Here is a 7473-nt window from a genome sequence, read left to right as displayed (position 1 = left end):
AGAATTCTGCAAATTAAAATCTTAATAAGAAAGATACTTATAGTATCTACATATCATAACCTAATTTTCCATTGCAAGATAAGCTCTTTACATAGAAAACCAAATCAAACAGTTGACTAGCAACCTGAAATTTCGTATTTTTGCCCAATCAATTGAAATTACGTAATTTTATCAAGATGAATCAAGAATTCGAGCTTATCGCCAAGACCTTCCAGGGACTGGAAGAAGTTCTGGCACAGGAACTCACGGAATTAGGAGCCAGCAACATTGAAATCGGACGACGTATGGTTTCTTTCACCGGAGACAAAGCCATGATGTATAAGGCTAATTTCTGCCTTCGTACTGCCATCCGTATCTTAAAACCTATCAAACATTTTACTGCGAAGACTGCCGACGAAGTGTATGAGGCCGTAAAGAGTATCGCATGGGAAAACTATCTGGACAACATGAGTAGTTTCTCAGTAGATGCCGTAGTGTTCTCCAATGAATTCCGTCATTCTAAATTCGTGGCATACAAAGTGAAAGATGCGGTAGTCGACTATTTCCGCGAAAAGACAGGCAACCGTCCTTCTGTACGTATCAGTAACCCGGATTTGGCTATTCACATCCATATTGCAGAGGAAGAGTGTACACTTGCCTTGGATAGTTCAGGTGAATCACTTCACCGTAGAGGATACCGCCAGGAACAGGTGGAAGCACCGTTGAACGAGGTATTGGCAGCCGGTATGATTCTGATGACGGGCTGGAGAGGCGAATGTGACCTGATAGACCCAATGTGCGGTTCAGGAACTATACCTATCGAAGCTGCTTTGATTGCACGCAATATCGCTCCGGGTGTATTCCGTAAAGAATTCGGATTCGAGAAATGGAAAGACTTTGACCAGGATTTGTTTGACGCCATCTATAACGATGATTCACAGGAACGTGAATTTACTCATAAGATTTATGGATACGACAACAATCCGAAAGCAAACGAAATTGCTCAGCATAACGTGAAAGCTGCAGGAGTAAGCAAGGATGTCATCCTGAAAATCCAGCCGTTCCAGCAGTTTGAACAGCCTGCACAGAAAAGTATTATCATCACCAACCCTCCTTACGGAGAGCGTATTTCTTCAGAAGACCTGCTGGGACTTTACCAGATGATTGGTGAACGCTTGAAGCATGCATTCACCGGAAACGACGCCTGGATTCTGAGTTACCGTGACGAATGCTTTGACCAGATTGGACTAAAAGCTTCTATAAAGGTACCTTTGTTTAATGGAGCATTAGAATGTCAGTTCCGTAAATACCAGTTGTTTGACGGGAAATACAAGGAATTCCGTTCCGACAACAGTGACAAGGAGTTTAAGCCGAAACGTGAAGAAAGACCGGCACGTCCACGCCGTCAGGGAGAAAAAGTGGAATACGGCCGTAAGGAGCGCAAAGACGGAGGTCGTGGAGAACGGAAAGAAGGTTTCCGCAGCGACCGTAAAGAAGAATTCCGTAGAGATGCTGACCGTAAAGAAACATTCCGCGGACGCAAAGCAGGCGACGGAAAGGAATTTACCCGTGAACGTCGTAAGGAATTCAAATATAAAGAAGAGTCTAAACCGCGTACTCCACGTCCTTCTACAGACGACGGACGCCCGAAAGCAGCTCCTGCCCCACGCTACATGCACAGACGCCGCAACGAGGAAGAAGGAAACTCACAAGATTAAAAACGAACAGAACATGAAACGTATATTCTTTTTATTCTTTTTGTGCAGTATGACCACTCTCGCCACTTTTGCCCAGGAAAAGAAAGCCTATACACTGGAAGATGTAATTCCAGGCGGAAATAATTATTTTAACCTGGTTCCCAAGAACATCCCGGGATTGAAATGGTGGGGAGATGTATGTGTGCGTGCGGACGTAGAAAACATCCGCAGCATTCAGTTGAAAGATGGCAAGGAAACCATACTTGTCACACTGGAAGAGGTAAACCAAGCCATTGAAAAAGGAGAAAAGCCTTATCAGCCGTCGCATGAGTTAAAACCGCTCCACAGCCTGATGTCGGCTTCACTTCCTTGGGCAGAACGTAAAGTCATTGTATTTCAGCAAAACAGCTATTGGGTGGAATATGATTTCGGACAGAAAAAAATTACAAACTTATTCTGCCTGAACGAAAATGCTGCTAATCTTGACTTCTGCAAAACAAATCAGAAAGTGGCCTACACCGTTGGTAACAGTTTGTTCGTAACCAGCGAAGGAGAGGAAAGTTGCCAAATTAACCCTTCACAAGCAGAAAAAGGTGTAGTTTACGGACAAGCTGTACACCGCAACGAATTCGGTATTTATAAAGGTACATTCTGGAGCCCGAAAGGAAGCTACCTGGCTTTCTATCGCATGGACCAGAGCATGGTCACGGATTATCCTCAGGTAAATACATCGACTCGTATCGCAACTCTTGAGTCGGACAAATATCCGATGGCAGGAATGACCAGCCACAAAGTGACTGTAGGGGTGTACGATATAAAGACTGGAAAAATAATTTACCTGCAGGCAGGCGACCCAACCGACCGTTATTTTACCAATATCAGTTGGTCACCCGATGAACAGCATATTTATGTGATTGAACTGAACCGTGACCAGAATCACGCACAACTTGTATGCTATCAGGCCGCCACTGGTGAACGGGAAGGCGTATTGTATGAAGAAAAGAATCCCAAATATGTGGAACCTCAACATCCTCTGGTATTCTTGCCGTGGGATGAAAGCAAATTTATTTACCAAAGTCAGCGCGACGGTTTCAACCACTTGTATCTGATGGATATAAAATCAGAAGGAGAAGGTGTATGGAAAAATGGTAAACTGGAAGGTAGTACCTATCTGGAACACCTGAAAGTAACACCTTTGACCCAAGGTGACTGGCTGGTGCAGGATATTCTGGGATTCAACAAGGGAAAGAAAGAGGTGATTATCAGTAGTACGGAAATATCTCCACTGCAAACCAACCTGTTCAGCCTCAACGTAAAAACTGGCAAACGCACATTACTGGGAGAAAAAGATGGTATGCACCGGGCTTCACTCTCTGAAAGCGGTACTTATCTCATTGACAATTTCTCTTCATTCAACATAGGACGTGAAATCACCTTACTGCCTACCAACGGCAAAAAAGGAACTACATTACTGAAGACGGATGACCCGATGACCAGCCAGTTTAAGTTACCGGAAATTACCATAGGTACCTTTAAGGCGGCAGACGGAAAAACAGATTTGTATTACCGTCTGATTAAGCCTGTGAACTTTGAACCAAACAAGAAATATCCAGCTATTATCTATGTATATGGCGGACCACACGCACAGCTCATCCACAACACGCGTTTCTATGATGCCAGAGGATGGGATTTGTACATGGCCCAGAAAGGATATGTCATGCTGACGGTAGACAGCCGTGGAAGCGACAACCGGGGACTGGCTTTCGAAAACTGCACATTCCGTCATTTAGGAGTGGAAGAAATGAAAGACCAGGTAAAAGGTGCTGAGTTCCTAAAATCGCTGTCTTACGTAGACGGCGAACGCATTGGTGTACACGGCTGGAGCTTCGGCGGCTTCATGACGACCAACCTGATGCTGACTTATCCTGACATTTTCAAGGTAGGTGTAGCCGGAGGGCCGGTCATTGACTGGAAATTCTATGAAGTAATGTACGGCGAACGCTATATGGACACTCCAGAAACCAATCCGGAAGGCTACAAGGGTTCCGACTTGAAGCAGAAGGCAGGTAATTTGAAAGGACGTCTGGAAATCATTATCGGGGGTACAGACCCAACCTGCGTACCGCAACACAGCTACTCATTCCTGAGAGCTTGTATTGAAGCTGGTACCCATCCGGACTTCTTCGTTTATCCGGAAGACGGACATAACATGATGGGGCGTGACCGTGTACACCTGCACGAGCACATCACCCGCTATTTTGAAGACCATTTGAAATAATAGACTAAAAAACATATACATATATGAAACTTTTACTTTTAGGTTCAGGAGGACGCGAACATGCACTGGCATGGAAAATCGCACAAAGCCCGAAAATTGAAAAGTTATACATCGCCCCGGGAAATGCCGGTACGCGTGAAGTAGGCGAAAACGTGGCTATCAAAGCCGATGATTTTGAAGGCATCAAGCAGTTTGTAACGGCCCACGGCATTGACATGGTAGTAGTAGGTCCGGAAGACCCATTGGTGAAGGGGGTATATGATTTCTTCAAAAACGATGACGCATTGAAACAGGTACCGGTTATCGGTCCGTCAAAGGCTGGAGCCGTACTTGAAGGAAGCAAGGAATTTGCTAAAGGTTTCATGCAGCGTCACCACATCCCTACTGCCGGATACAAAAGTGTAACAACCGACAATCTAGAAGAAGGACTGGCTTTCCTGGAAACACTGAAAGCTCCCTATGTACTGAAAGCAGACGGATTGTGTGCCGGAAAGGGTGTATTGATTCTTCCCACGCTGGAAGAAGCCAAGAAGGAATTGAAGGAAATGTTAGGTGGCATGTTCGGAAATGCCTCTGCCACAGTAGTTATTGAGGAATTCCTGAGTGGTATCGAGTGTTCAGTGTTCGTACTGACCGATGGAAAAAATTATAAAATTCTGCCGGAAGCCAAAGACTACAAACGTATCGGTGAAGGTGATAAAGGTTTGAACACTGGTGGTATGGGTTCTGTTTCTCCAGTCCCATTTGCTGATGCAGACTGGATGAAGAAAGTAGAAGACCGTATCATTCATCCTACAGTAGAAGGTCTAGCTACAGAAGGTATCGACTACAAAGGATTTATCTTTTTCGGACTGATTAACGTAAAAGGAGAACCGATGGTGATTGAATACAATGTCCGCATGGGTGACCCTGAAACAGAAAGTGTCATGCTACGTATCAAGAGTGACTTGGTAGACTTGTTTGAAGGGGTAGCTCAGGGCAACCTGAATGAAAAGACCTTGGAAATTGACCTGCGCTCAGCTGTCTGCGTCATGCTGGTATCTGGCGGCTACCCAGAAGCTTATGAGAAAGGATTCCCGATGACTGGCATTGAAGAAGCAAAGACAGGAGGAAGCATCATATTCCATGCCGGAACAGCTTTAAAAGACGGACAAGTAGTCACTGCCGGAGGACGTGTCATTGCCGTCAGCTCTTACGGAGCCAACAAAGAAGAGGCCCTGGCATTATCTTTCCAGAATGCAGGTAAAATCTGTTTCGAGAAAAAATATTTCCGTTCAGACATTGGGTTTGACCTATAACACATGCTTGCCCGAAATAAATTTCAATATGAACTAGCCACCGGAAGGGCTACTCTTCCGGTGACTATTATTATCTGTCTTATCATGTATGGCATTACCTATCAAGAAAAGACAGATTTACTTTCTTTTGCCATTCACGGGGCCATAGTTTACTGTCTGATTGAGCTGAATACCACGTTTTCACTTATCCGAACACGTACGACGCTTCATGCGGCCATATTCCTTTTCTTCTTGAGCGGACTTCCTTTCTTGCATACCTATTCACATGAACAATGGATTCCTTTACTGTTTACCATTTCCTTCTCTTATTTATTCCGAAGTTACGAGTCGGTATATGCTCCGATTCCTGTTTTCCATTGTTTCCTCTGTCTCGGTATCAGCAGTTTTCTGCTTCCACAAGTACTCTATTTTGTTCCACTGATTTATTTCTATACAATTGGTCTGAGGGCTTTTACTTTTCGTACATTCTTTGCCGGTCTTATTGGACTTCTTGTTCCTTACTGGATTGCATTGGCCTACTATCTTTATACTGGAGAGATAGAAGAAACTTGGCTGCCTTTTAAGGCACTTACAGACTTCCCTCCAATCGACTATTCCACTCTTTCTTTGTCACAACTTATTTCCGGAGGTATTGCAATCCTATTTACTGCTATTTGTAGCATAGAATGCATTCTACATAGCTACCAAGATAAGGTACAGACGCGTATCATGCTCCGTATCCTAATAATTACAAGTATAGGAACATTTGCTTGTATGCTACTTCTTCCTTCATACTTCAATACTTATTTTCTTATGACATTAGTCGTAGGTTCCGTCATGGGTGGTCACTTACTGGCACTGACCTTTAACCGGTTTACCCGTATCTTTCTTTGGGTGTCCCTTGGAATCTGGACCTGCGTATGTATCATGAATTTATGGATGCATTTATTCAATTTCTGATAGACTGGGGATACTGGGGAATGTTTCTTTCTGCATTCCTGGCCGGAACCATTTTGCCGTTCAGTTCGGAGGTTGTACTACTGGCCTGCATCGGGTTAGGACTTGACCCGGTATGGTCCACACTCTTCACTACTGCCGGAAATGCTCTTGGGGGTGTTACCTGCTACTGGATAGGACGAATCGGTAAAACGGAATGGATTGAAAAATACTTCAAGGTAGACAAGAAACAAATGGACAAGGCCATCCGGTTTATTCACGGAAGAGGGTCGTGGATGGCTTTTTTCTCATTCCTTCCTGTCATTGGAGATGCTTTGCTTATTGCTTTGGGATTTATGAGAGGTAACATCTGGATTACCACTATTGCCATGACCATCGGCAAACTGGCACGCTATGCCATTATCGTAGCCACAACATTAGGGGTATTCCGCTTCATTGGATAGAAAAACTATCCAAATTTTCCGTGCTCAAAAGATATGGCTATCTTTGTGAGAAGCAAACGCTTTCTAACAAAATACTATTGATATAAAATGATTACACTCGAACCTACGGCTGATGGAAGCAATACATTATACGTTCCTGAACTGAATGAACATTATCATTCTGTGAAAGGTGCATTGACCGAGTCAGCACATATTTTTATTCAAATGGGATTAAATCACGCTCAGGCAGTAAATCCTCGTATACTTGAAATCGGTTTCGGTACAGGATTGAATGCCTTTCTGACCTTGTTGGAAGCAGAAAAAAGCCAAAGAGCCATTCACTTTACCAGTATTGAACGATTCCCTCTTTCGGAAAGTATTGTACGCGAACTTGCCTATCCGGAAACAATCGCTCCAGAAGAGTGTGAAAAATTCTATGCACTGCACACTGCTCCCTGGAACCAGGAAGTAAAAATCTCACCCTATTTCACGCTCCACAAGATAGAAGGTGATTTCACTCACTTCTCATTCAGTGAATGTTATGATGTGGTCTACTTTGATGCCTTTGCTCCCGAAAAGCAGCCTGAGATGTGGAGTCTGCCACTTTTTGACAACTTGTACCGCCAAATGAATCCCGGTGGAATCCTAACTACTTATTGCGCGAAAGGCGTGGTAAGAAGAATGTTGCAGACAGCTGGTTTTACCGTAGAGCGACTTTCTGGCCCTCCGGGAGGTAAAAGAGAAATTCTTCGGGCAACCAAAGAAAGAACCTAAAAATAAACAAAGGACTCTCTCCCAGTACCAAAAGAAACTACTATATTTGTACTACACTTTCAATACGCCACAAACGAATGAAAAAATAT

Annotated in this window: 6 protein-coding genes; all 6 read left to right on the top strand. The window is 43.9% G+C overall.

The annotated features are described in order from the left end of the window. Positions 1 to 176 precede the first annotated feature (176 nt). The 6 genes from ACMJ0U_RS05210 (at position 177) to mnmD (ending at position 7384) form a co-directional block, all read left to right on the top strand. A complete protein-coding gene (locus ACMJ0U_RS05210) occupies positions 177 to 1697 on the top strand; it encodes a THUMP domain-containing class I SAM-dependent RNA methyltransferase (protein ID WP_417128630.1) in 1521 nt (506 codons plus the stop codon). Positions 1698 to 1710: 13 nt separating this feature from the next. Continuing rightward, complete coding sequence (locus tag ACMJ0U_RS05205; RefSeq protein WP_417128629.1) at positions 1711 to 3954, top strand: DPP IV N-terminal domain-containing protein; 2244 nt, start codon at positions 1711 to 1713, stop codon at positions 3952 to 3954. A gap of 23 nt (positions 3955 to 3977) precedes the next feature. After that, entirely contained in the window at positions 3978 to 5252 is a 1275-nt protein-coding gene (purD, locus tag ACMJ0U_RS05200) for a phosphoribosylamine--glycine ligase (RefSeq protein WP_417128628.1), read from the top strand. 3 nt (positions 5253 to 5255) lie between these two features. After that, on the top strand, positions 5256 to 6191 hold the full coding sequence (locus ACMJ0U_RS05195) for a hypothetical protein (protein ID WP_417128626.1): 936 nt from the start codon (positions 5256 to 5258) through the stop codon (positions 6189 to 6191). After that, positions 6167 to 6631 carry a YqaA family protein gene (locus tag ACMJ0U_RS05190; RefSeq protein WP_417128625.1) on the top strand — a complete coding sequence of 155 codons (465 nt, stop codon included), beginning with the start codon at positions 6167 to 6169 and terminating at the stop codon, positions 6629 to 6631. Before ACMJ0U_RS05195 ends, ACMJ0U_RS05190 begins: the two co-directional genes overlap by 25 nt. An 87-nt stretch (positions 6632 to 6718) precedes the next feature. Then, positions 6719 to 7384 (top strand): tRNA (5-methylaminomethyl-2-thiouridine)(34)-methyltransferase MnmD, encoded by a 666-nt coding sequence (mnmD, locus tag ACMJ0U_RS05185; protein WP_417128623.1) that lies wholly within the window; start codon positions 6719 to 6721, stop codon positions 7382 to 7384. Positions 7385 to 7473: the final 89 nt, after the last annotated feature.

Origin of the sequence: Phocaeicola sp., assembly GCF_048170425.1 — a bacterium.
GTDB lineage: Bacteria > Bacteroidota > Bacteroidia > Bacteroidales > Bacteroidaceae > Phocaeicola.
This window is presented reverse-complemented; position numbering and strand designations above follow the sequence as displayed.